Here is a 23,617-nt window from a genome sequence, read left to right on the forward strand (position 1 = left end):
GTAAAGGGCAGTTTGAAACTAAAGTAAATTCTTGTTCTATTCCCGAGGAAGGGTTATGGTGGTATGGTTGAATTAGTGAAAATCAAATGGAATTTCTTGTGTATGCTATATTGATAATATTTAATCTTATTATTTAAAAAGGAATGGATAAATTGGAAAAGAGTACAAAAGAATATGAATTGAAAGTAATCGTGCAAGAGGATCAAAAGGCCGAGTTGCCATATCGTGTCTTCGTGGAATATAAAGGGGACTTAGACTTTTATGAAAAACTAATTGAAATAGCACGGAGGGATCGGGTCTTATTTACTGGTCGACCTGCACCTTTTACAATGAAATGGATTTTCAAAACGAATTATTTATATTATTTGGAGCAAAAAACAAATAAAATAATTAACCCAAAATACCTTTCCTGGAATTTAGAAGATATTCTAAGAAAAAAGGAGAATTTATTACTTTTTAAAGAAAAAGCTGTGGTCATTGAATTTCGAAAAGCACTTTTAAATTTCTTAAACGAATTCGCTCAACAAATTAAACAAGGAAAGCTCTAGGTAAGAACTCTACAAGCTGTTATAAAAAAATTATATGGGTAAATCTACAATTTCACGAAAAACTTGAGTCTATTTTATATTATTATTAAATGAAAGGGGGAATCTGCTTATGAAAGCATTACTAATTGCAGAAAAGCCGTCTCTCATGCGTGATATCCAAAAAGTTTATAAAAAAATGCAGCACCCGTACGAAGTAGATTTCACTTCTTTTGTCGGGCATGTGGTTGAATTAAAGGAACCTCATGAATATAGATCTGAATGGAAAAAATGGGATTTGAACGTCCTCCCGATGATACCTGAGCGGTATGAATTTCGAGTGAAAAAATCAGCCTATAAAGTATATAAAGAGATTGAACAACTATTAAAAACGAACCAATATGATTTTATTATCAATGCATGTGATGCTGGGATGGAAGGAGAGAATATTTTTTACTCCTTCTATAAACGGGTTGGCTGCAGGCTGCCTGTAAAACGGTTTTGGACTTCGCAAACAACGGATGGTGCCATTTCCAAAGCACTATTAAATTTAATAGATGAACAGGATACATTAATTCGAAACTTGCGAAATGCAGCCATGTATCGGTCAATTTTTGATTGGTTGATTGGTCTTAACTTAACACGAGCAGCAACAGTAAAGGGTGGACGAATCATTAAGATTGGACGAGTGATGACGCCAACACTGGCAATTGTTGTTAAACGAGAGTTAGAGATTTTACAATTTAAGCCAGAACCGTATTTTCAAATTGAACTGGATTTGGGACAGTTTAGAGCAATATGGTTTAACCCACAATCCAATGAAAATAAGCTGAAAACGGTGGAGGAAGCGCGTGAGGTCGTTTCTAAAATTAGCCGTAGTGCATTTGTAAGGGATATAAGAACGGAAAGAAAGACAATCGGTGCACCACCATTGCATTCACTCCTTGAACTTCAAAAAGAAGCAAATAAGTTTTTTGGCTTTACATCCTCTGAAACTCTAAAAATAGCTCAAAGTTTATATGAGAAAAAACTTATTACTTATCCTCGTACAGAGTCAAAGCATTTGCCAACTGGCTTCGCACAAAATATCAGAGTGAATTTGCAGGCTCTAGCATCTTTAGATGAATATGTTTCAATCGTTCAAGATGTAATGAGTCATCCGGAAAATATACAAAAAACAATCCGTTCAAAAAAATATGTTGATGACAAGAAATTAACGGATCATCATGCGATTACAGTGACAGAGGTACCGATTGGACGTAAAAAACTAACACCACAAGAATCAAAAATATATCATCTCATAGCAAAAAGATTACTAGCGATCTTTCTGCCAGCATATGTCATTGATAAAACCGCTGTCGTTTTGCAATCAAATGACGAGTTTTTTAAAGCAAATGGGAATATGGTGATTGATAAAGGATATACCGTACTTTATGATCTTTTCAAAAAGAAACAAGAAATTCCATTGCCGCCTTTACATAAGGATATGGAGGTACCCATAAGTGATGCAAAAATTTTATCTAAAATGACTGAGCCTCCTGCAAGGTATACAGATAGTTCACTATTAGATGCCATGTTTCATGCAGGTAGATTTATTGAAGATAAAGAATTGCAGAGAGTATTAAAGGATGCAGAAGGTATTGGTACTTCTGCGACTCGGGCCGAAATTATAGAAAAGTTAATTTCCATTGGTATGATTGCTCGTGAAGGAAAGTCATTTAAAGCAACCCAATTTGGTATTGATGTAATCCAGAGCATCGGAAACCATGATATCGTATCGCCAGAATTAACGGCGATTTGGAGTAAGAAACTTAAGGATATTGTCGATGGACAATTGAGTTCAGGTCAATTCTACAAAGAAATGTTAGCTTATGTTAAACAATCAACTGACGGTTTTGTTTCATTAAATCTAGATGTTGCAGAGAAGCAGATAGTCGTTGTAGGGAAATGTCTTCAATGCGGTCAAGCCGTGGTCGAAGGATTTAAAGGGTATTCTTGTTCCAATAAGGCCTGTAAGTTCTTTATTAGTAAATCCATTATGAAGGGGAAAATTACGCCAACAGATGCCAAGAAACTATTAACCGGTAAAGAAACACGAGAAATCCGATTTACATGGAAAAGTGGCAAAAAGGGAAAAGCAAAATTAAAACTAGTGAATGAAAAACTAGAGTTTGTTTTCTCTCATTCTGCAAAAAAATAATGTTATAAATAATATGTATTTGCCTCCCTTGATTAAGCAGAATTTGCATATATTACTTGCGAATTCTCTAGTTTTGAAGGGAGGTTATTTAGTGAACAGGAAAGGTAGTATTAAAAAAAATCGTTTAAAACGTACAAAACGTAACAATGGTCACGATTGCTTTGACAAATTCCACCATCATGACTGCGGATGTGATCACCGTCATGAACACCATCATGACTGCGGATGTGGTCACCGTCATGAACACCATCACGACTGCGGATGCGGACACCATCATGAGCACCATCATGACTGCGGATGTGATCACCGTCATGAACACCATCATGACTGCGGATGTGGTCACCGTCATGAACACCATCATGATTGCGGATGTGGTCACCGTCATGAGCACCATCACGACTGCGATTGCGATCACCATCATGAGCACCATCACGACTGCGATTGCGATCACCATGACGAGCATCATCATGACTGTGGATGTAATCACCATGACTGCGACTGTGAACACCGTGATAAACACCATCATGATTGCGATTGCAATCGCTGTTGCGGAAATCATGATGATTGCAATTGCCGACACCGACGCAGGAAGAACCACTTTGTACTATTCGATTGTGATAGCTGTAATAAGCATCACGATTATTCCCATGGTCACAACCGTTGTAATTGCAGATGTCATTTATGCCTTAACTTGGCAAGGTTAGATGATAATTTGAATTTTAAGCTGTTGAAAAACCATCGTCGTCCATTGGAAATGGTAACAGTTGGGAACAGACGTTTTAGAGGGAAAACGAAGCATGTTGGGATTGATTATGTAGATATTAAAGGGAATAACGGAAAAATGACAACAATTTTAAAGGATAAAATTGAGCATATTGATTGGAAAAAAGAAAGAATCAACGAAGATAGAAAATGGTAAACGCTTTATAAGGAATTTTAATTCAATAAAAATCGATTCCAAAAATGAAGGCAATGAATAACATAGATAGTAGAAAAGGAGATAAGACAGATGTTCTTAAAAATTTCCCGATTTACTATCTTTTGTTTATTTATTGCTTTTCTTTTTGTTTCGATGAGCAGACAAGTCGATGCCCATGTCTTTGTTGTAGAAGAATCGCCTGCATCCAATAGTGTGTCGGAAGAGTCGCCAAGTGAAGTTTTAATCCAGTTCAGCGGTAAAGTAGACAAAAGCTTTTCAATGAAGGTGTTTGATCAAAATAATCAGGAAATACTCACGAAATCCGCTACGATTAGCGACGATCAAAAAACAATTTCGATTCAAATACCAGCACTTCCAAATGGCCATTATCAGGTTCAGTATTATGTCATTTCATCGAATGATGGGCATACGATTGAAGGATCTTATCTCTTTCAAGTGAAATGGAAAGTTCAACCATCAACGAATGCAGAAAATATGAAAGAAGATACAACTGGTGGAGGAGTCGGCAAACTAGAAGAAGCAGGGAACGAAGCTGATGTAATCACGGTACCAAGTGCTATAGAGGATAAAATAGATAAAAATTATTTCGAGATTTTTAATTATAGTGCAAAAGCAATCTATTATTTTGGATTGTTATTGCTCCTTGGCTGGTTAATGATTTGGCAAGTCATAAAATCGTATTCTTTTGAACTTAAAAAGAAATTTCTATTTTACGGAATGATTTTCCAATTTCTTCATTTGATAGGCCTAGTTGCTTTTTTGTTAGTCCAAATGAATATCTTTTCTGCTCATGGCATCAGTTTTGAATTCGACTTTCCACTTGATACTAATTTTGGAAAACTTTGGATTGTTTCACTTGTATTATCATTAATCGGTTTTTTATCCTTGTTTAAAAATCAATGGCTTGATTCTATATGGATTCTCTTGATTGGTCTGACGAAAAGCCTAAATGGGCACACACAAGAGTTTGAACCTTCATTACTACTAGTGGGTTTAAATAGTATTCATATTTTGGCATCAGCTTTTTGGGTAGCAGGGTTAGTATTTATCTTATTATTTTGGCGTAAACAACAGCTCTATGTTAAGTCATTCATTCCAATTTTTTCAAAAGGCGCCTTGATTAGTATTGTTTTATTGAGTATATCGGGGAGCATGATTTCCTATTTTTACTTACCAGATAGGGAGGCTTTGTTAACTGATTGGGGATTCATGTTACTAGCGAAAATAGTTATTGTATTAGGCGTCCTTATTTTGGGTGCTATTATTCGCAAGAGGATGAAAAGAGGAAGATTAGCGGATTTAAAATCATTGATTAAGCTCGATTTTATTTTTATGGTTCTACTGGTTATCATTGTTTCTATTTTAACATCTTTAAACCCGCTACCTTAAATCATGACCTAACAGAAAAACACAGCAAACCGAACATTGCATATACAAGTAAAGAACAGAAAGTAACAAGAGTAAGATCAGCTACAACACCAATCATAGGGCCCATTATACCAGCCATTAATCCGCTAGATACACCTGACAGTAAAGTTTGGTAGTCAACTAGAGCCCCAAAAATGGCACCAACTATTATTGCCAGAAATGTTGCAACAATTGTAATGAGCGAATAATGGGAAGGGAATGCATAGCCTAGAAGTGTTCCGACGGCTATTCCCATTACCCCACTACTCGTCATAGCTAGGTTCATACCCAAATGGTAACTTATTAAATACTTCAGTTTTTTTAAATATAGATAAGAAAAACTACATACAAACAAATAACTAATGAGAACAAAAAGTATTAATAAACTCATGTTCAATCTCCTCCTTGCACTTAGTATATGAAAATGATAAGTAAGCTGGTTACTGGTAAAACATCGAAGGGATGATTGGACTTTTATGTACGAAAATAATTATCCGGAATTAAAGAAAGAGGATCGATATACTTCACCAGCAAGTTCTAAGCCACTACATGAACTAAAAATGTTGCAAGAGTATATTCATAGTGTCAATTTGCAAAATTTAGGTACCCTATTACCTCATTACAAACAACAAATGATTCTTTTAAAGTTTTTTAAATCGAAAAAAAATCAGCTGGTTGAAATTTACTCAAGAAATAAAGATGAAGTGATTCATACCGTTGGGAAAGTATCGGTTGTAGGGAGAGACTTCGTTATGATTCGAACACTCCTAACTAGAATTTGGATTCCATACAGGGTGATCCATTCAGCAAAAACCCCCTTTGGTCTTCCTGATATGCCTGGTACACACCAAAATGTACTAATAGACGAAGAATTGAGAAGGAAATTATTAACAAATTTCGCGGTAACTGTAGCGGAAAAACAATCGCTTAGACAACAGTTTTTTGAGGAGTTGCTGCTGACTAATTTGCAAAGCTGGGTTGGCACGAAAATTACCATTTATAACGGTAGTAATTTCACAGCAAAACTTCGTGGTGTAAGTAAAGAAAAGCTACTATTTAAAGAAAAAGAAATTGCTTTTAGCAAGATTACTTACATGAAGCAAGCAAGAGTTCTCTCATTCTTTGAAAAAATATTCAAGAAGTTGAAGATAAAAAAATCTAATAATTAACGACTCTAGTGTGAATATCTCAAAAGTCCATAATACAAACTTTTGGGATATTTTCATTTAGTGTGTTTTGAATATTTCTCATGATTGTGTTTTCGTTTAGATGTTTTGCATTTATTTCCATAGATTATTGTGAGGAAGTTTCTACTCTGGAGGAGGAAGAATAGTGAAAGAACACAATGATGATGTATTTGGTGATGAGTTGTTTAGAGAGGTGCTGGGAAAGTCCATCTTGCTTGTGACAGAAAGTAGACAATTAAATATCTTGGGCCAAACATTCCGGCCAATATTCAATGGGGTTGTTAAAGAAGTGGGTAATGGCTTTATTACGTTAGATCCGGTAATTATAAAAATGCAGAACGCACCGTTCTTTAAATTTCCTACGCCGCTCAGTTTTCCAATAGAGCATATTGCGTTATTTACTGAATTTGATATGGATCGAAGAATTCCATTAATCTAATAGATTAAAAAGTACAAAGAAAGGGTGAAAGAGATGGAAAAAAATTCTAGGCATGGATTCGGAAATATTCAACCTGATATTAACGCAATTCGTGAAGCAGGGGTCACACTAGAATTTAGGCAAAATATTGGAAAAAGAGCCTTAATATTAATTGCTCCATTTCCATTTTTAATTATTGGCAGAATTGAAGATGTGGTAACCGATTATCTAATCATCTGTACGGAGATTACGAATGTCAATGAGCTGGATGGTGAAGAATTCAGGGTCCATATTGATGACATTGAAGTGTTTTATATAGAAAAGGATAAACGAAGACCGATTCCTGATATTAGGAATGGTACACATGCTTAGAAAGTATCATGTTGTAGCAATCCCAATCAGAATTGTTGTGAATCGATTTGGAGACCATGATCCAAACGGCATGATGTATGTGTTGAAAGAGAATGAAAGTCTTGTAAAAAAGCAAGTAGATTTAAATCCTTTTTCAACAGTCGATTTAGTAGAACCGTTAGTAATTCGTGCAAACGTTGGAGATGAGATTGAAGTTTTATTTGAAAATCAACTACCATTCAACACAGGGATGCATATTCAAAATGCAGAGTATGATGTCTTTACTTCGGACGGGGCATTTGTCGGAATAAATCCAGATACTACAGTCCCTAAAGGAAAAACCATTCTATATAAATGGAAAGTGGATAATGAAGGAATTCATTTCTTCTCAGATTTAGGAAATCCATTAGCAAGCGAAAAGGGCAGTAATGTCCACGGTTTGTTCGGTGCGCTTTTTGTGGAACCACGGGGCTCATGGTGGACAGATCCAACTACCGGAAAACCGATAAACAGTGGGTTGTATGCGGATGTTCATAATCCCTTGTTACCTTCTTTCCGGGAATATGGCTGGTTTTTCCACGATGAAATGGAAGTGGATGACTTAACAGGGCAGGCACCAATTAGTCCGCATACACTTCAGCCAGAAGCTACGCATCTCGTAAATTATCGTGCGGAACCGATGAGAAATAGGCTGCGCCTCATTCAAGAAGGTGTAGTATGTCCGGATTGCGAAGGAGAAGAAGTTCACCATGATTCCTGGGTATTTGGTGACCCGGATACTCCGATACTAAAAGCATATATAGGAGATCCCGTCAAGATACGTCTTGTACATGGAGGAGTTCAAGAAACCCATTCATTCCATTACCATGTGCATCAATGGTTATTTGATTCAAATGATATGGATTCAGTTATTCTTGATGTTCAAGCGATTTCACCTCAGGCTCAATATACAGTTACGCCGGCATATGGTGCTGGAAGTTTACATGGTGCCTTTGGAGACGTGATCATTCATTGTCACCTCTACCCACACTTTGGAGAGGGGATGTGGGGGATGCAGAGGATTTTTGATACCTTGCAAGATGGCAGTATGTGTTATCCAAATGGTGTAGAAATTAAGGCGCTGTTACCTCTACCGGACAGACCATGTCCACCAAAACCAACTCCCGAAAACCCAGGTTTTCCAAACTTTATCCCTGGTATTCCAGGATTTAAAGCACCAAGACCACCACTTGGAATAGAGGGTGGCAGAAAGTCGACAAAAATTGAAGAAAATCACTTTGCCAAGAATGCGGTACCTGGCGCTGTTTTTGTAAATCCAGCAAAGAAAGACACCCCCATCCGAGAATTTGATGTTGCTTTAATTCAAACACCGATTGTCTATAACAAACAAGGGTGGCACGATCCGGAAGGCAGGCTATACGTTTTAGAAGAAGATGAAGAAGATATCAGATGCGGTAAAAAACAACCTGAACCACTCACAATTCGAGCCAATGCAGGTGAAGCGGTTCGATTCAGATTTACAAATAAAATACCGGAAATAATCGGTGGCAATGCATTCCAGCTAGTGAATAGAACCTATGAGGTGGGTATGCATGTACATTTCGTGAAATTTGATGTACTTGTTGCAGATGGAGCTAATGTAGGCTGGAACTATGATTCTTCTGTATTGCCGGGAGAAACTATTAGATATCAGTGGTTTGCAGATGTGGAATTAAAATCAACCTTCTGGCATGACCATCTTTTCGCCAATGAACATCAACAACACGGGGTTTTTGCGGGTATTAACATTGAACCAAGAGGGTCACAATACCTGAATCCTTACACGGGCGAAAAAATGAATGCCGGAACCCAGAGCATGATTGTCAATCCATTAATTCCGGATTTTAGAGAAATCAACTTATTTGTTCACGACTTTGCCTTGTTGTTCGATAAAAACGGCAATCCACTAAATCCACCACCTTTCCCGGGTTCGCCTGATGACCCTGGTGTTATGGGAGTTAACTATAGGAACGAGCCCATACAATTCCGTTTAAAAGAGCCCCATTGTGATCCAGCCTATGTCTTTAGTTCCTGGATGCATGGAGATCCGGTAACACCATTACTTGAAACCTATAATGGAGACCCCGTACGAGTCCGTTTGATACAAGGTTCCCACGAGGAATCGCATAGTTTTAATCTTCATAGGCAAAGATGGCAACGGGAACGTGGAGATTTAGATTCCGAACTGGATCAACAACGACATCTTGTCATTGCCGAATCATTTACATTGGAATTTAGTATCGAAGGGAAAGGAGACTTCGATATGCTTTACCATTATGGATCGATAGATGATATCTGGCTTGGCAACTGGGGAATTTTCCGTACCTTTGAGAAACGGGTAAAGCATTTGCAGCCTTTACCAGACCGTTCTGATATCCCATGGAGAGAAGAACCGCTTCCTCAAAAAACGGGGAAAAAACCACTGCCAGCTATAGTAGAAAAACCAATCTATCCAAAATATGCCAAAGTTAGGAAATATGATGTTGTTGCACTGAATACAAATATCGAATATAACGATGATGGAGATCACGACCCATTTGGTATTGTCTTTGCCTTTATGGAAGATGTGGAAGATATCCTGTGCGGGAAGTTAAATCCAGAGCCACTCATTCTTCGAGCGAATGTCGGAGAATTTGTTGAAGTAACAGTAACAAATCTACTAACTGGCGAAGACCATCATAATGGCTGTCATGGTTATCCAGATGTACCTGTAGATGCATTTTTCCCTCCATCGAGTCGCATCTCGTTGCATGCTCAATTGGCTGAATATGATGTAAGGCATTCGGATGGGGCAACGGTTGGCTTTAATTATGACCAAACCATTGGCCAAGGGGAGTGCAGAACGTATTATTGGTATATTGATCAACCCTTTGGTGCTGCAAACCTGTGGGATATGGCTGATATAAGAAATCATCGACATCATGGGGCATTCGGTATGTTAATAGCAGAATCGAGAGGTGCAAGCTATCTAGATTCCAAAACACGGGAAGAAGTCGATAAAGGAAGTCAATTGATTGTCTCCGTTCCAATCCTGCCCGAATTTAGGGAATTTTGTCTTCAAATGCATGATGGCGTGAGATTGCTAGATAACGATGACAAGTTAATCATCGACCCTCAAGTACTGTTTGATGATGATCCAGATGAAGAGCGACCAGATTTCGAAGACCAAGGCTCAAGAGGATTCAATTATCGGAATGAACGATTCAGTAATCGCATTAAAAAATTTAGGGATATACACAAAGTCTTTAGTTCCAAGAAGTTTGGAGATCCTAGTACCCCAATCTTTCTAGCCTATCCCGGTGACCCGGTTACTATGAGGTTAACGTTCCCTGCCGACCGTGCGAGAGCTCATTCCTTTGCGATACATGGGCATAAATTCCTGAGTAGTGAAAGGGATTTGAATTCAGCGATTGTGTCTGTAGTGGATCATAATACAGTAGGGTCAAATGATAACCTTCAACTATTCTATGGTGCAGGTGGATTCTTAAATAGACCGGGTGATTATATGTATCGTTCAGGTAACATTCGTTGGGATATAGAGCTTGGCTTATGGGGGATCATGCGTGTATTGAAAAGAAGGCATAAAGATTTGGCCCCATTAAAGAAAATTAAAGTTAGAGCAGGCAAAAGTCTTCGAGTTAATGCAATACCCGAAAAAAGCAACGTGCCTAATATTAGCAGACGTACGATTAAAGGTAGAGTAAAAAGGAGTATTCAATCCCAGAGAACACTAGAGAATGAAGGTGCATCTTTATGGAAGGATGTTTAAATTGTCATAGTTCACCTTGCACATGTATTCAGCCTAAAGATTTGTTTGGTTCTCCATTTTATTGCCAGAAGCGAATAAGAACTAGAAAATTTGCATCTCCGAATAGTCCATTAGATAAAGAAGAGTTGGATGATCTCCAATCATGCATAGAAGGTGCTAATGATCTACTGCGTTCGTTAGGGAATCAAAGGGATGAAGAAAACACAAGACAACTACAGCTGCATTTTCTGGAGATGAGAGGGGAGATTGTTTCAGCTGATATTATTTGTGAATGTGAGAGCGGTGATGCTGAAGAATCCTCCAATATTCTGCAAAATGATAGAATAATGTTTAGGAATTTTTGTTTGAATGGAAAAATTGCAAATGCTGGTAGAGATTTTTTACAAATCAATCAAAATGGTTCAGCAGTTTTTATTCTATATAAAAATCTCCTTTCTATTAAAAAAGACGATTGTAAAGAAGAATTTGAATTAGATCCTGAATTTATTGATGCAGAAAAAAATTTAAGACGACAATTGGCTTTCAATTTTGGTGAATTTGTATCAAAGAATCCAAATTTTATCAATCTATTTTTTGGTATACCATTATTCTTTATGCTTGGACAATTCTGTGGTAAAGACATTGTAATCGTAACAGCACAAGGACAATTTAAGGGAACACTAAGCGGGGTAGATGAAGATAGTATTGAGCTTGTGAATAAGAAAGGAAAATTCCATCTTGAATTTGATGAAGTTTGTTATCTAAAAGTTTTCAATCTAAAATAATTTTGTATGCAAGATACAATTATTGTATCTTGCGAAACAGGAAAGATGTTATATAATTAATTGACGAAATAAATTAAATGCTATATGAAACCGTGTTGATATTCAATCGTGTGCATCGTTTGCAACCGATGTACACGGTTTTCTTTTCTTATTTAGATATTAGAACAGAACTAATTTAGCTAGGATTTCTATACATTTAGGCAATAATGCTTTCATAACTGATGAAATTACATATAATAGACTGACTAATTTAATAGCACCAAACTGGTTCATACCATATAGGATGCTTTTTAATTGTAATAGATGTAATTTAGATGATAAACCGTATTGATTTCTATAAATAGACTTGACGTTGGTTTATAAAATTTGTACACTGGGAACAATCAAATGTTTTTTCGGGAAATACAATTTTGAATAGTAAGGATTTGGTGAAATGATTGTATGTAAATTTGGAGGTACATCCGTTGCAAACGCGGAACAAATTAGAAAAGTAGCAAATATTGTAAAATCCAATCCTGCAAGAAAGATTATTGCAGTATCAGCTCCAGGTAAACGTTTCGGCGATGATATTAAAGTAACGGATATGTTGATCGAACTGGCTGATGCAGCCCTTAATAATGGGGATGTGATGCAAAAGTTACAAAATGTTGTCAATAGATTTAAGGAAATTGCAGACGACCTTGGATTAGATAATTCAATTTGCGAAGTGATTGTAAAGGATATGCAAGAACGTCTTGATTTTGATAAAACGAATGAATTTGTATTCATTGACAATATAAAAGCAAGTGGGGAAGACAATAACGCAAAATTAATTGCAGAATATTTTAACTCTATTGGTTTACCTGCAAAATATGTAAGTCCTAAAGAAGGTTTAGTATTAAACGATTTCCCGGAACGTACGTATGCTCTTTCAGAAACATATGAAAACCTCAAAGATTTAGCTAGCGGGAACGAAATCGTCGTATTCCCTGGCTTCTTTGGTTATACAAAAGATGGTACACTACGTACATTTGACCGTGGAGGATCCGATATTACTGGATCTATTTTGGCAGCTAGCGTAAAAGCGGATTTATATGAAAACTTTACAGATGTAGACTGTGTATTCTCTGCTAATCCTAAAGTTGTCAATGATCCTGTGGGCATCTCAGAAATTACTTATCGTGAAATGCGCGAATTATCCTATTCAGGATTTTCTGTATTCCATGACGAAGCATTAATGCCTGTTTATAAATTTGGCATTCCTGTTAACGTGAAGAATACAAACAACCCATCTGCACCTGGAACAAAAATACTTCCAACTCGTACATTAACAGGTCGTCCAGTGACGGGTATTTCTGCGGATAACGGATTTTCAATTCTCTATGTTTCAAAATATCTAATGAATCGCGAAATTGGTTTCGGACGCAAGCTTCTTCAAATTATAGAAGAAGAGCAAATCTCTTATGAACATACACCATCAGGTTTAGACGATATTTCTGTTATTATCCGTTCAAACCAATTGACAGAAGAGAAAGAGCAACGAATTGTTTCGCGTGTGAAAAAGGAATTACATGCAGATGATGTATACTTCCGTCATGGTATTTCAATGATTGTAATTGTTGGCGAGGGTATGCGAAATAATACTGGCCTTGCAGCGCGAGCAGCAGCAGCAATTTCCAGAACAGGTGCAAACATTGAAATGATTAATCAAGGTTCTTCAGAAGTAAGCTTAGTATTTGGCGTCCTATCCCAAACTGAGAACCAGATTTTGCGTGCACTTTACGATGAATTTTTTGCTCCCATAACGGTTGGCTAGGGCAAACCTGGTCAAATCATGAGGTTCTACAGTCAAAAGCTGTAGAACCTTCTTACATTTTCCGGGTATTTATAGGTTTATCGATTGTTTTAGTTATTCTAGCTTTCTAAAATTCGAAATATCTACTACTATTATTAATGAAAAATACTTATTTGGTGGAGATTGAATGAAGAAATATACATATAGTCATCCTGAAGCTATTGAATACACAGGTGAAGTTCCTATTATGGATGAGAATGGGCATGTAATTGCTTATTCAAAACGCATTTACGATAACTTTTTAAAAAGAACCTTTGATGAAATGTTTGATTTCCGATACTTTTTAAAATATGATGTGTTAGATAAAAATAAAGAAAGACTTTTTAGTGTAAAAAAAATTAGTAGAAGGGGAAAACTTTGGTTCGAAGGATTCGAAGTGGCCTCACGAAAAAAATATATCATTTCGTATGAGAATTGGCGTATAGGAATTCCAACCCTGTATATTACAGATGGAAAGTTTAAAATCCAACTCGAAAAAGAATTAGAAGATTGGTCAAGTTTTCTGCTTGATGAAGAAGTGATTGCAAAGTGGAAAGCTGAGTATAGGGAGAAGGAAGGGGACTTTCAGATGACGCTCCAAATTAATGAAAATAGTCCCATCCAACAACCTGAATTTTTCATTGCCATCAGTCAAGCAACACTATTTGTTGGGGCATAATGAAGGAGATGTAAAAAATGAATGTAATCTTTGTCATAACGGCAACCGGAGAAGAGGTATTAGAAATGGTATCAACTGACGTGGCAGGTCTATTAGCTGCCGTGCAAGGTGAAAATGTAACATTCCCATTCGGTAGTTTTAAATATGATTTCCATACTTTGGATCACTATTTGGAGGATTCTGTCTATCGTCAGGAGTTAGTCATTTACTTGAAAATAGATAACAGTCAAGCAACAACGTTGTAAAATACGCAACGTTGTTTTTATATTTGACTGAATTTGTTAGAGAAAGCGAGTGAAGAAACCGTGATTCAGCTGTTTTTTATTGGCATAATTTTATATGCCATCCTATTTTTGTTGTCAAAATCGAATGTATTTAACGGAATGACACGCCTTTTATCAGTAGTGAACACAGTCATCATTGTGACTTGCGGTATATTAATTTTAGTTAAAACTGGATTGCTACGATTGGTAGCAACTTTTATTAGTTTTATATTGATTCGGTTAAGTGAATTGATGGGGTCAGTGTTTTAAAGGAATTTAGAGTATATAAATCTGAGAAAAAACAATCCCTGTTCGGGAAGTAGCGAGAGATGCAGTTCATAAGAGGGATAAATTGCATTTTGAAAGAAAAAACCTACTAGAATGCACTTTATAAGATAATACCCATTCATAAAAATCCCCACATACCTTTAAATCGTAATCAACAATGGTTTCGATTAGAGAAATGCTGTAAAATTATAGTAAAAGGGTGTGGAAGAATGAAGATTTTATTTACTCGTTCGATTCAATCTCCATTGTTGGAGCTAATTCCAAAAGAATATGAAGTCGTGATGTGGAAGGAAGAAAATCGTGTCATGCCAAGAAAAGAGCTATTGAAAGAAGTAGCTGATGCGGATGCTATTTTCACGAATCTTACAGATCAACTAGATGCGGAGTTTTTCGAGCACGCGAAAAAGTTAAAGATTGTAAGTACGATGGCAGTTGGTTTTGATAACATAGATGTGCAAGAGGCGACTAAACGCGGAATTCCCGTAGGCCACACACCAGATGTATTATCCGAAGCAGTAGCAGAACTTGCCTTTACACTGATGTTTGCCTGTGCAAGAAGAGTTTTTGAAAGTATGCAATTTATTAAGGAAAATAAATGGGAGAGCTGGGGTCCCTATTTATTTGCTGGACAGAAGATTTCGGGGGCTAAATTAGGGATCATTGGAATGGGTCGAATTGGAAGGATTCTAGCGAAGCAGGCAAAGGCTTTAAATATGGAAGTGGTATATACAAACCGCCGCCCAAACCCACAGACAGAGGCTGAGCTAAATGTTGAATATCGTGAACTAGAAGTGCTATTAAAGGAATCTGATTACGTAGTCATGTTAGCCCCAGCGTCGAACGAAACATACCATATGATGGGTTATGAACAATTCGCTCTAATGAAACCGACAAGTATTTTTGTAAATGTTTCACGGGGGACGACAGTGGATGAGGAAGCATTACATCAAATTTTAGTTGAAAAGAAAATCTTCGCAGCTGGTCTAGATGTGTTTGAAGTTGAACCCATTCATCCAAATCATCCGTTACTTTCATTAGAGAATGTGATTGCTGTGCCACATATCGGAAGTGCTACAAAGGAAACTAGGGATAAAATGGTTGAAATTGCAGTGATCAATATTCTAAATGGTTTAAAAGGGAACCGATTGCTACATACCGTTAATGAAGAAGTTTACCAATAAGTATTATTTTGAATCTAGAGCAATTTTGCCATTATAAGCAGAATGCTCTTTTCTTTGCTCAAATCTAATAATAAGTATAAATTTATTAGAATATTTAAAATACTTTCAAATCGAAGTTATTTACTTAAGACTAAGAGTGTCATAGAATAATAGACAGACGAGAAAATTAGATTGCTTCTAATTTAAGTATGAGGGGGAAAAGTACGATGAAATTGAATGAATGGTTGAATAATGAAATACCAAACATTTCAAAATCACTTGAAGATATACATAAAGATTATTTTTCAATTGATAAGACAATTGGTTTTGAAGGGCAAGAGACGATCTATAAAATACTGCGAAACTTCCGTTCTGCACTTTTCCCATGTTTGTGTGATAAAGTCACATTCGATGAAACAAGGCTGAACATTACCATAGGAAATAATTTGAGAATCTCTGCATTAAATCTGAAAGATTTAATTGAAAAGGTACTATTGAATGACAGCAATATCCCATTGAATCAAATCACATCACGAGCTGAAGAAATCGTCATGAACTTGATAAATAAGTTTCCTGAACTTCGAAGAATGCTTCAAACAGATATCCAAGCTGCATATAACGGGGATCCGGCAACAACTTCAATTGAAGAAATCTTGCTAAGTTATCCTTCTATTCAAACGATGTCCATCCACCGAATTGCACATGAACTATACAAAGAGGGAGTCCCTGTAATTCCAAGAATTATGTCGGAATATGCACATCAACTAACTGGAATCGATATACACCCAGGTGCTTCTATTGGGGAGTATTTCTTCATCGACCATGGAACGGGGGTTGTTATTGGAGAAACATGTACAATTGGAAAAAATGTAAAAATATATCAAGGAGTTACACTTGGGGCAAAAAGCTTCCCGCTTGATGAAAACGGAAATCCTATCAAAGGGATTAAGCGACATCCAAATATTGAAGATAATGTTGTCATCTACGCTGGAGCAACGATTCTTGGTGGCGACACAACAATTGGTCAGAATTCGGTCATTGGAGGAAATATTTGGTTGACTCAATCTGTTCCTGAAAATTCGAGAGTATATCAAACTCAACCGTTACCAAATATCAAAAGTTAATATGATAATGAAAAGAAAAAGCCTGTTGGGGAAACGTATTCCTGACAGGCTTTTTTCTATTGTAAATTTACTAAGCCATGCCACCTTGATTGTTGTCCATTTTTTTAATAACTTCTTTAGCAGGTAGCTTTTTAGAGTTATTTTTTTCTGGATGTTCAACCGTAATGAGGCCAAACTCTTCATCTTTACTAAAACGGACCTCTTCTTTTGAAACATCTAATGCATTTTTATTTCTCGTGTTTAATTCGTCATATTCATGATTATTTGTCATAAGATTCAGCTCCCTTCAAAGACTAATATGAGTATTTTTGTATGTGTTTATGTACTTTCTATTCACTTTAAGTAAATAGAAATAAGATAAAAAATTAGTTACTTTTATATCGTTAAATACGATATAATCTATAGTGACGATATAAAAAGAGGTGGCCTATGGAACTAAATACATACTTTACAGATATTTATTATTATCTTCATCCCACACATGTACAGACAATTTCTCATCAAAGCATTCGAATATTGCAAATGATTCAGAAAGAACAAGAGGTTACTGTTCGATTTGTGTCAGAAGCTTTGTCCATTTCACATAATACCGCGTCTGAGCATGTGAAAAAGCTTGTGAATAATGGTTGGGTCATAAAAAAACGTAGCAATGAGGACCAAAGAAAAGTATTCCTGCAGTTAACAGTGGCAGGATTTCATGTAGTGAAACAAAACACAGAACTAAATGAAATAAAATTACAAGCAGCTTTGAATAAATTAAGCGAAACAGAACAAAAACAAGTTATGGACGCTTTTCGTTTGTTAAGCGAGGTAGCAAAATGATGGTCTGGTTGAAGCTTATTACCTCTGCTCTAATTATTGCCAGTGTAACTGAACTGGCTAGAAAATTCCCGCTTTATGGGGGTGTTATTGCTGCTCTCCCCTTAATAAGCCTGCTAAGTATTTTTTGGTTAACCGTCCAGGGAGAAACAGTTAAGCAAATTCAAACGTTTACAATGGGCGTTATTCTAGGGTTACCAGCCACGATTGTACTTTTACTGGTAGTGTATATGATGATCAAACATTCATTTCCCTTTGTTTTGTCACTAGTCGCTGGAATCATAGCTTGGAGTGTTTTTTTAGGTCTTCAAAAATTATTATTTGAACATTTTAATATCCACCTATAAAGAGAAATATAAAAGATCACCATCAAATTCAAAATTGATGGTGATTTTTCCATTGGGTCGAAAGTAGGGATACTGCTTCTTCAATATCGTTATATGAAATGGCTCCATAACCCATCATAACCAAATTATCATTGTTACTTAATTGATAGGAGCTTGAGATAGGGTCTAGAGCAATCCCGGCGTCTTGGGCAAGTTGAATTGCAGTCGTTTCATCCAGCGATTTTGGTAACTTCAAGACGATATGTAGACCTGCTGCATCACCTATGATTTCATATTCAGGCCCTAAAAAGAACTGTAAATTTTCGATTAATTTCAGTCTTTTTTTGCGATATAATGTCCTCATTTTTGCAATATGCTTTGTGTACAAACCACTTTCCATCAACTCAGCGATTACAAATTGGTCAATTTTAGAAACCGTTGTTTTGTGATCACCATAAAACGAATTAAACTTTGCAACTAGGGTTTTAGGTAAAATCATATAGCTCATGCGAATCGAAGGCATTAATGTTTTTGAAAATGTTCCAAAATAGATGACCCTTTGTAGTTGATCAATTTGGGCTAAAGGAGGAACAGGGCTTCCTTTATAACGAAATTCAGAATCATAGTCATCTTCAATTAAAAAAGCATCATTTTCTGACGCCCATTTTAATAAATCAATTCTTCTTTCAATGGGCATTACGCCTCCTAAAGGGAATTGATGGGCAGGTGTTATATAGTAATACTGACATGATTTTGCGGGGATGCCTGCTCCTTTTTCATCAATGGGTACAAATTCAATCGATAATTGGTTTTGCTGAAGAATGGCAGTCGCCCTTCTGAAACCAGGCTCTTCAATGGCTACATTGACGTTACCGAAGAACCTGGACAATTCGTTTAGCTGGTGTTGGGTACCACTATAGACAAAAATTTGGTCGACGTCACAAGTAAAGCCCCTGGATTTTGTTATGTATATTGCGATTTGTTCTCTTAATGACAGCTCTCCTTGCCAGGGTCCATTTGGTACAATATCAGAATTTAGATGCTTTCTATAAAGTTTTAGCCATATCTTTAGAGGAAACGCTTGATGATCGACTTGCCCATTTTTAAAATTATATTGTATTTTTGGGACTGACTTTAAGATTTTTTTTTCCTCTTCATGAATTGATTGCGTCCATTCAACATCATAAGCGGAAATGTAATAGCCGGAACGTTCTACACTATAAATATACCCCTCGCTTGCTAATTGCTCGTAGGCTTCTTTTACCGTATGGATACTTACATTTAAAATAGTGGCTAGGCTTCTTTTTGAAGGAAGTTTTTCATTAGCAGACAATGTTTGACTCACAATCTTGTTTTTCAGCTGTTCATAAATATCTAGATACTTTGCTTTTTTATTTGAAAAATGTATTGAGATTTCCACAATTTCCACCCTCTGGTATGGTTTAGAATATCATTTTTGATACTTTTTATCGTATCAAATTTGCAGTTAACTAGTAATAGGGAGGGAATAAAATTGCAAAAAAAAATTACCTTAGATAATGAAATAGTACAAGTAAGAACTATTCAGGAAGAAGATTTTGAAGGCATGCTGAAAGCGGCAATGTATCCTGAAATTTGGGAGCATATGTCGGTTTCGTTATTAACACAGGAAGCAGTGCAAACCTACATTGAAAATGCGATAAAAGAAAGGCAAACGAATCAATCCCATACTTTTGTTATCGTGAACAAAAAAACGAATGAAATAATTGGAAGTACATCCTTTTTGGATATTGCTGAAAACCATAAGCGAGTTGAAATAGGTTCAACTTGGATTTCACCGAAATATTGGCGAACAAATATGAACACGAACTGTAAATTTCTATTATTAAAATACTGTTTTGAAGAGCTGCAGCTTAATCGAGTTCAAATCAAGACTGGACATGAAAACTTCCGTTCTCAAAAAGCGATTGAACGACTAGGAGCAACTAAAGAAGGCATTTTAAGAAATCACATGATTCGTAAGGAAGGAAAAATTCGTCATACGGTGATGTATAGCATCATCAAGGAGGAGTGGCCAGTAATTAAAGAGCGATTTATTGGAAGGTTGCTAGCGAACGATCAAGGAATGTAGATGTTAAGCTAAAAGGTCTAATATTTTCATGATTTCACATTTTATTCACTATCGTAATGTTGTATTATAATTTACATATATGTATAATAATACAGTTTATGAGGTGGCGAAATGAATCTAATATGTGAGTCCAGTAATCTAGAAGATTATCTGATCGAATTGGATGAACTTAATTATTCTAATCCAATTATTGAGGAAAAAGTAAACGAACTATTTAACCATGAACAGAAAGAGATTGAAAAAGTTAAAATTGCCTTTGAATTTGTCCGAGATGAAATATCGCATTCTTGGGATAGTCAACGAACAAAGGTTACATGTAATGCTTCAGACGTATTAAAACACAAAGAAGGAATTTGTTATGCAAAATCCAATCTTTTGGCTGCACTATTGCGTTCTCAAGGAATTCCTACCGGTTTTTGCTATCAGCGTTTAATGCTGTTTGACACACCAGAAAAAGGGTATTCACTACATGCTTTGAATGCAGTTTATCTAAATTCATTAAATAAATGGATACGTTTAGATGCTCGAGGCAACAAACCTGGTATCAATGCCCAATTTTCGTTGGAGGAAGAGAAATTAGCTTTTACTGTTAATGAGCATTTCGATGAAAAGGATTATCCAATAATTTATGTGAAGCCAAATTCAAAAACAATCACTGTATTAAAAGTGAACAACGATGCATTGGAAATGTATAAATATAAATTGCCAGAAAGCATCTAGGGGACTCGGAAAAAGGGACGAAACCAAAAAATCTTTGCCCCTATAAAAGTAGAAATTTTTTGGTTTCGATTTTATCTTTAAGCAATTTGGGAATCCCAATTTATTGCCATTATAAGCTCTTTATCATTAACTCTATATGACTTTGCTAACTATACATGCTACTATTAAACAATTTCCTTTACCTTATATTCCTATTTTTTTCATCAAATCTATAAAACTAAACTATGACTAATGATTAGTCCCAACCAACCAAATCGCTTCTTCTTTCTAATAGCAAAATATCCCTCCAGATGCCGTCTTGTTTGCCGATTTTTTCACGTATGCCGACAATTTTGAAGCCGTTTTTTTTATGTAATTGAATGCTTGCTTCATTTTCACAAAAGATTTTGGATTCCAATGTCCAGAAACCTTCTGCTTCTGAATGTTTGATCAAATGATGAAGCAGCAAATTTCCAACACCTTTTCCCTTTGCATCAGGATGTACATAAATGCTTAACTCTCCAACACCCGAATATACTTTTCTATAGGAAACAGGCGTGAGCTTACACCATCCTAAAATGATTGCATCCTCTTCTGCTACAAATGTGCAAGAAGCAATGGCATTCCCATACCATTGATCAAATGACGAGGGGGCTTCTGTCTCAAATGTAGCATTCTTCGTAGCAATACCTGCTTCATAAATGGTTTTCACTTGCTCCCAATCATTTTTTGTAACTGTTCGCATTAAAATAGACATAATTAGTACCTCCAATAGATTTATAATTTAATTTTATGTAAAATAGTTGCATTATACAAGTAAAAGGTGTATAAATAAACCAAGAGGTGAAATAATGGAAAACAAAAGAGAAATTTTCCATGTACTAACGAGAAGATTTGGTTTATTAGATAAAAATTGTTGTGCAGTTGGGAACTTTGAAATATCCATTGTTCAAAGCCATATCCTATATGAAATCGATAAACAATTCGAACCATCTATGCAGCAAATAGCCGAATCCTTAGCGATGGATATTACGACATTTAGTAGACAAATACAAACATTAGTCAATATGGAACTTGTAATGAAAACACCCTCAACCCAAGATAAACGTGTATCCATTTTAAGTTTGACCGTACAAGGGAAATTTGTAGCAACCAATATTGATCATTCGATGAATGCATATTTAGACGAAGTATTCTCTCATATGAACGAATTTGAAAGAGAAACCGTTATTCGTTCACTTAAATTATTAAACGAAGCTATGTCAAATTCCTCTGTTTGTTGTAAACCACTTTTTTAAGCAAGAGAAATCTTGCTTCTATTTTTAGTTAATAGTTGCATTTTGCAAATAAATTTAATTGGAGGCCTTACTATGAGTAAATGTGGAAAAAGCATTGATATAGTTAGTTGTTGTGGAACACCCAATGTAGAAGTTCAATATGTTTCGGATAATTACGAAGTCAGTAATCAGATGCCTGTAGCAATTATAGGTGGTGGTCCAGTTGGATTGGCAGCAGCAGCGCATCTAGCTGATCGTAAACAAGATTTCATACTTTTAGAATCAGGTTCCAGTGTGGGAAGTAATATTATCGAATGGGGGCATGTGCGTCTCTTTTCACCATGGCAATATAACATCGACAAAGTTGCCAAAAACTTATTAAAAGCTGTAGGATGGATTGAGCCGGCAGCAGAAGAAATTCCTACTGGGAAAGAGCTTGTAGAAAAGTATTTAATGCCATTAGCAAACTTGCCTCAAATTCAAAAGAATCTACAATTAAATGCTAAAGTAGTATCCATAAGCAAAAAAGGCCTGGATAAGATGAAAGATTCGGGGAGAGAGCAAACATCTTTTATCATCTATGTTGAACAAAATGGCCTTACAAATAGAATTGAAGCAAAAGCCGTGATTGACGCTACAGGCACGTGGGCAAATCCTAACCCAGTGAATGCCGATAACATTTGGACTAGAGAAGAAAGAGAACTTAAAGATCTCATTTTCTATGGCATTCCAAATATTCAAGAACATGAACGAGAACGATATATAGGGAAAAAAGTGGCGGTTGTAGGTGGCGGTCATTCGGCAATTAATACAATAATTGAGCTATCGCAATTAGGTGAGAAAGTAGAAATTTACTGGGTGATGAGAAAGAAAAATGTTGAGAGTGCTTATGGGGGAGAAGAAAAAGATGCGCTTGAAGCAAGGGGAGAATTAGGGAGCCGTATTCATCAATTAGTTGATAGTGGCCAAGTAAAAGTGTTTACACCATTTATGATTCATCAGCTAATTCGTAAAAATAATGGAATTGAACTAAAGGGCGAATATAAAGGAGAACTTTTTACTCTTTCAGGAATTGATGAAATGATTACGAATACAGGAAGTAGACCTGACTTCTCATTTCTACGAGAGATACGCTTGAATATAGATTCAGCAACAGAAAGTGTGGGTGCACTATCTCCTTTAATTGATCCAAACCATCATAGCTGTGGGACAGTTCGGCCTCATGGAGAAGAAATATTAAGACAACCCGAAAAAAATTTTTATATTGTTGGCATGAAAAGCTATGGACGTGCTCCAACATTCTTGATGGCAACAGGCTACGAACAAATCCGCTCTATAGTTGCTTACTTATGCGGAGATTTCGAGGCTTCGAAAAAGGTAGAGCTTGTATTACCGGAAACTGGGGTGTGTAGCATTAATCTAGAGAATACTTCAGATTCCACATGCTGTAGTTGATTTTA

Annotated in this window: 25 protein-coding genes; 21 read left to right on the plus strand and 4 right to left on the minus strand. The window is 36.2% G+C overall.

Features of this window, described 5'->3' with window-relative positions:
- Positions 1-152 precede the first annotated feature (152 nt).
- The 5 genes from C1N55_RS08880 (at position 153) to C1N55_RS08895 (ending at position 5,053) form a co-directional block, all read left to right on the plus strand.
- A complete protein-coding gene (locus C1N55_RS08880; protein ID WP_137728490.1) occupies positions 153-548 on the plus strand; it encodes a hypothetical protein in 396 nt (131 codons plus the stop codon).
- Between the two features lie 109 nt (positions 549-657).
- Positions 658-2,724 carry a DNA topoisomerase gene (locus C1N55_RS08885; protein ID WP_137728491.1) on the plus strand — a complete coding sequence of 689 codons (2,067 nt, stop codon included), beginning with the start codon at positions 658-660 and terminating at the stop codon, positions 2,722-2,724.
- Positions 2,725-2,870: 146 nt separating this feature from the next.
- Positions 2,871-3,428 (plus strand): hypothetical protein, encoded by a 558-nt coding sequence (locus C1N55_RS20670; RefSeq protein WP_205758528.1) that lies wholly within the window; start codon positions 2,871-2,873, stop codon positions 3,426-3,428.
- 8 nt (positions 3,429-3,436) lie between these two features.
- Positions 3,437-3,643: a hypothetical protein gene (locus C1N55_RS20505; RefSeq protein ID WP_168193754.1), complete on the plus strand. Its 207-nt coding sequence runs from the start codon at positions 3,437-3,439 to the stop codon at positions 3,641-3,643.
- 90 nt (positions 3,644-3,733) lie between these two features.
- Positions 3,734-5,053: a copper resistance CopC/CopD family protein gene (locus C1N55_RS08895; protein ID WP_137728492.1), complete on the plus strand. Its 1,320-nt coding sequence runs from the start codon at positions 3,734-3,736 to the stop codon at positions 5,051-5,053.
- A gap of 1 nt (position 5,054) precedes the next feature.
- On the opposite strand, the gene C1N55_RS08900 is transcribed toward C1N55_RS08895, so the two are convergent.
- Positions 5,055-5,462 (minus strand): hypothetical protein, encoded by a 408-nt coding sequence (locus tag C1N55_RS08900; RefSeq protein WP_137728493.1) that lies wholly within the window; start codon positions 5,460-5,462, stop codon positions 5,055-5,057.
- Between the two features lie 85 nt (positions 5,463-5,547).
- Between C1N55_RS08900 and C1N55_RS08905 the strand changes: the two genes are divergently transcribed.
- From C1N55_RS08905 to epsC, 10 genes are all read left to right on the plus strand, one after another.
- The gene (locus C1N55_RS08905; protein ID WP_137728494.1) at positions 5,548-6,240 is read left to right on the plus strand and encodes a hypothetical protein; all 693 of its coding nucleotides are present in this window, start codon (positions 5,548-5,550) and stop codon (positions 6,238-6,240) included.
- A gap of 163 nt (positions 6,241-6,403) precedes the next feature.
- Positions 6,404-6,697 carry a hypothetical protein gene (locus tag C1N55_RS08910; protein ID WP_137728495.1) on the plus strand — a complete coding sequence of 98 codons (294 nt, stop codon included), beginning with the start codon at positions 6,404-6,406 and terminating at the stop codon, positions 6,695-6,697.
- A gap of 33 nt (positions 6,698-6,730) precedes the next feature.
- A complete protein-coding gene (locus C1N55_RS08915; protein ID WP_137728496.1) occupies positions 6,731-7,048 on the plus strand; it encodes a hypothetical protein in 318 nt (105 codons plus the stop codon).
- Positions 7,041-10,835, plus strand: coding sequence for a multicopper oxidase domain-containing protein (locus C1N55_RS08920; protein ID WP_137730598.1), 3,795 nt, complete (start codon positions 7,041-7,043; stop codon positions 10,833-10,835). The genes C1N55_RS08915 and C1N55_RS08920 overlap by 8 nt, the downstream gene beginning before the upstream one ends.
- Positions 10,820-11,599 (plus strand): LSm family protein, encoded by a 780-nt coding sequence (locus C1N55_RS08925; protein ID WP_137728497.1) that lies wholly within the window; start codon positions 10,820-10,822, stop codon positions 11,597-11,599. Before C1N55_RS08920 ends, C1N55_RS08925 begins: the two co-directional genes overlap by 16 nt.
- 433 nt (positions 11,600-12,032) lie before the next feature.
- On the plus strand, positions 12,033-13,394 hold the full coding sequence (locus C1N55_RS08930; RefSeq protein WP_137728498.1) for an aspartate kinase: 1,362 nt from the start codon (positions 12,033-12,035) through the stop codon (positions 13,392-13,394).
- Positions 13,395-13,560: 166 nt separating this feature from the next.
- Positions 13,561-14,091, plus strand: a complete 531-nt coding sequence (locus C1N55_RS08935; protein ID WP_137728499.1) for a tubby C-terminal domain-like protein — start codon at positions 13,561-13,563, stop codon at positions 14,089-14,091.
- 17 nt (positions 14,092-14,108) lie between these two features.
- Entirely contained in the window at positions 14,109-14,336 is a 228-nt protein-coding gene (locus tag C1N55_RS08940; protein WP_137728500.1) for a thymidylate synthase, read from the plus strand.
- A 515-nt stretch (positions 14,337-14,851) separates the two neighbouring features.
- Positions 14,852-15,823 (plus strand): 2-hydroxyacid dehydrogenase, encoded by a 972-nt coding sequence (locus C1N55_RS08950; protein ID WP_137728502.1) that lies wholly within the window; start codon positions 14,852-14,854, stop codon positions 15,821-15,823.
- 206 nt (positions 15,824-16,029) lie between these two features.
- Positions 16,030-16,926 (plus strand): serine O-acetyltransferase EpsC, encoded by an 897-nt coding sequence (gene epsC / locus C1N55_RS08955; RefSeq protein WP_137728503.1) that lies wholly within the window; start codon positions 16,030-16,032, stop codon positions 16,924-16,926.
- 70 nt (positions 16,927-16,996) lie between these two features.
- On the opposite strand, the gene C1N55_RS08960 is transcribed toward epsC, so the two are convergent.
- Positions 16,997-17,197 carry a hypothetical protein gene (locus C1N55_RS08960; protein WP_137728504.1) on the minus strand — a complete coding sequence of 67 codons (201 nt, stop codon included), beginning with the start codon at positions 17,195-17,197 and terminating at the stop codon, positions 16,997-16,999.
- 158 nt (positions 17,198-17,355) lie between these two features.
- On the opposite strand from C1N55_RS08960, the gene C1N55_RS08965 reads away from it, so the two are divergent.
- Complete coding sequence (locus C1N55_RS08965) at positions 17,356-17,748, plus strand: MarR family winged helix-turn-helix transcriptional regulator (RefSeq protein WP_137728505.1); 393 nt, start codon at positions 17,356-17,358, stop codon at positions 17,746-17,748.
- Positions 17,745-18,092 carry a DUF3147 family protein gene (locus tag C1N55_RS08970; RefSeq protein WP_137728506.1) on the plus strand — a complete coding sequence of 116 codons (348 nt, stop codon included), beginning with the start codon at positions 17,745-17,747 and terminating at the stop codon, positions 18,090-18,092. The genes C1N55_RS08965 and C1N55_RS08970 overlap by 4 nt, the downstream gene beginning before the upstream one ends.
- Before the next feature lie 28 nt (positions 18,093-18,120).
- On the opposite strand, the gene C1N55_RS08975 is transcribed toward C1N55_RS08970, so the two are convergent.
- Positions 18,121-19,491 carry a MocR-like pyridoxine biosynthesis transcription factor PdxR gene (locus C1N55_RS08975; RefSeq protein WP_137728507.1) on the minus strand — a complete coding sequence of 457 codons (1,371 nt, stop codon included), beginning with the start codon at positions 19,489-19,491 and terminating at the stop codon, positions 18,121-18,123.
- A 93-nt stretch (positions 19,492-19,584) separates the two neighbouring features.
- Between C1N55_RS08975 and C1N55_RS08980 the strand changes: the two genes are divergently transcribed.
- Together C1N55_RS08980 and C1N55_RS08985 are read left to right on the plus strand one after the other, a co-directional pair.
- Positions 19,585-20,181: a GNAT family N-acetyltransferase gene (locus C1N55_RS08980; protein WP_240758416.1), complete on the plus strand. Its 597-nt coding sequence runs from the start codon at positions 19,585-19,587 to the stop codon at positions 20,179-20,181.
- A gap of 111 nt (positions 20,182-20,292) precedes the next feature.
- A complete protein-coding gene (locus tag C1N55_RS08985) occupies positions 20,293-20,901 on the plus strand; it encodes a transglutaminase-like domain-containing protein (RefSeq protein WP_137728508.1) in 609 nt (202 codons plus the stop codon).
- A 235-nt stretch (positions 20,902-21,136) separates the two neighbouring features.
- On the opposite strand, the gene C1N55_RS08990 is transcribed toward C1N55_RS08985, so the two are convergent.
- A complete protein-coding gene (locus C1N55_RS08990; protein WP_137728509.1) occupies positions 21,137-21,637 on the minus strand; it encodes a GNAT family N-acetyltransferase in 501 nt (166 codons plus the stop codon).
- A 94-nt stretch (positions 21,638-21,731) separates the two neighbouring features.
- Here C1N55_RS08990 and C1N55_RS08995 point away from each other — a divergent pair, with 94 nt between their 5' ends.
- A complete protein-coding gene (locus C1N55_RS08995; RefSeq protein ID WP_137728510.1) occupies positions 21,732-22,178 on the plus strand; it encodes a MarR family winged helix-turn-helix transcriptional regulator in 447 nt (148 codons plus the stop codon).
- A gap of 72 nt (positions 22,179-22,250) precedes the next feature.
- Positions 22,251-23,612: an NAD(P)-binding domain-containing protein gene (locus C1N55_RS09000; protein ID WP_137728511.1), complete on the plus strand. Its 1,362-nt coding sequence runs from the start codon at positions 22,251-22,253 to the stop codon at positions 23,610-23,612.
- Positions 23,613-23,617: the final 5 nt, after the last annotated feature.

This window comes from Lysinibacillus sp. SGAir0095 (assembly GCF_005491425.1).
In the GTDB taxonomy this organism is placed as follows: domain Bacteria; phylum Bacillota; class Bacilli; order Bacillales_A; family Planococcaceae; genus Ureibacillus.